This is a genomic window from Nocardia sp. NPDC058497 (assembly GCF_042720195.1).
GTDB lineage: Bacteria > Actinomycetota > Actinomycetes > Mycobacteriales > Mycobacteriaceae > Nocardia.
Genome location: NZ_JBHXMY010000882.1, coordinates 1 through 1,720 on the forward strand (window position 1 = coordinate 1; position 1,720 = coordinate 1,720).

The window sequence follows — 1,720 nt, forward strand, 5'->3', positions numbered from 1 at the left end:
GCAGCGTGTTCACTGACGTCGCGTTTGATGAGCGTATCCAGGTAGTTCTCGAAGAACGCCGCACGCCGACGGCCACTGCGGCGCACCGCTTCCGGGAATCCACCGATGACAGCCCGGTCGATATAGTCGCGGCGCTTCATCGTGGAATCTCGTCCGAGACGTGGCCCGAACTCGAATACGGCATCGATGAACCGGTCGGGGGCATCGTCCAGCTCGCCCTGGGAGAACGGCCAAAGCTCGACCGTCTCCATCCGGCCGGTAAGTGCTTCGGGAAGATCCTTCAACGCCAGTATCTGAGCAGACTCGGTGAGCAGATAGCGACCTGGCCTCGAGTCGCTATCGACATCGGCCTTGATCGGCAGGAACAACCCAGGAGCTCGCTGAACCTCATCGATGACGAGCAGTCCGTCGTGTTCGATCAGGCCCGTTGGATCATCGATCGCTGCCCGCAAGGTGACAGGATCGTCGAGTGTCAGGACACGCACCGGAGCGCGGTTCGACGCAACGATTCGAGCCAAGGTGCTCTTACCCGCCTGACGAGCACCGGCGATCGAAACTACCCGCGTATCTTCCAGCGTTTCCTGGACAAGGGGAGCGATCTTTCGAGGAACGATGGAGTCGGAGGACATCCGACCATCATGCCAGGTAGAAGCTTTGCATGCACGTTTGGCCGATAATCTGATGCACGCTTGGCCGATTCACCATGCACGCTTAGACGGATATGTCCTGCACACTTGGCCAGGTATTTCATGCACGCCTGGCCGAAACATGCAGTGCACGCTTGGCCGAGATCGGCTGTCCATCCACACCGCTGTCAAGGTGGCTCTCGAACACAGCGCCCTGGAGCTGATGCTGCAGCTGTGCGCGCCCGGCTGCAGGCTCACGACGCAACTCGAACACCCTCGTAGATCGTACGGAGGTCCACCTCGTATCGCGCCGCATCGGCGGCCTTCAGCTGACTTCTGACCTGGATCGGATACACCGATCCCGCTGACCTGTAGGAGAATTCGAGAGCGTCGGCGGTATCGGTCGGGCTGTAGGCAGTGACCGTGACAGTCGCCGTGCAGTCGTGCAGCACATCCTCGGCAATGCGGCCGATGCCGCAGCACAGGTGCGTCCACGTGAACACGACATGTACATCGCCCGACACCGCATCGAAGGTACCCGCCACCTCCGCCCATCTGCGCAGGTAAGACGCCCCCTCAACGTCTGACAAGGAGCTCTTAACCGCGGGTGCGCTACTATGCCCGCGACCAGATCACCGGGGACGGGGTGGGCTGCGGCTGTAGGTCAGTCGCCCCACGATGGGATCAGTTGGACAGTTGGAGGGGGAGAGCGTGCTGCTCAACCGTGGTGCATCGATAACGCGCGTAGCGGTCCAGGCGGCAGTCGCCGTCGTGGTTTCCGCCGCCGTGGTCGGTTGCGGCTCACAGGTGTCGGGGAGCCCGACGCGCACCGAACCGGACAAGTCGAATCTGGATTTCGGCAACTACCAGACCCAACCGCGCACAGTCGGAAACGCCAAGAGCCTGAACCAGGGGCGGGCGTGGGAAGCCCAGCGTCTCGCGGACTATGTGGCCCTTCCCTTCGAGATCGACCCGGCCTACGTCTACGACAATCGCAAGGAAACGCTGGTCCACCCCACTCAGATCGTGCTGAATCGCAAAGGTCTGGGCGGGCTCATCATCAACGACACCTTCGACGAGGTCGCCGAAGACTG

The 1,720-nt window shown here is 61.8% G+C and carries 2 protein-coding genes and 1 pseudogene; 1 reads left to right on the forward strand and 2 read right to left on the reverse strand.

What is annotated here, in order from left to right; all coding sequences use genetic code 11:
* Window positions 1-629: ATP-binding protein (locus ACFWPJ_RS32085; RefSeq protein ID WP_378857174.1), on the reverse strand; the 629-nt coding region annotated here is incomplete at its 3' end.
* 251 nt (window positions 630-880) lie between these two features.
* The gene (locus ACFWPJ_RS32090; protein WP_378857176.1) at window positions 881-1,150 is read right to left on the reverse strand and encodes a hypothetical protein; all 270 of its coding nucleotides are present in this window, start codon (window positions 1,148-1,150) and stop codon (window positions 881-883) included.
* A 247-nt stretch (window positions 1,151-1,397) separates the two neighbouring features.
* Between ACFWPJ_RS32090 and ACFWPJ_RS32095 the strand changes: the two are divergent.
* Window positions 1,398-1,720: pseudogene (locus ACFWPJ_RS32095) on the forward strand (hypothetical protein); the annotation flags it as partial.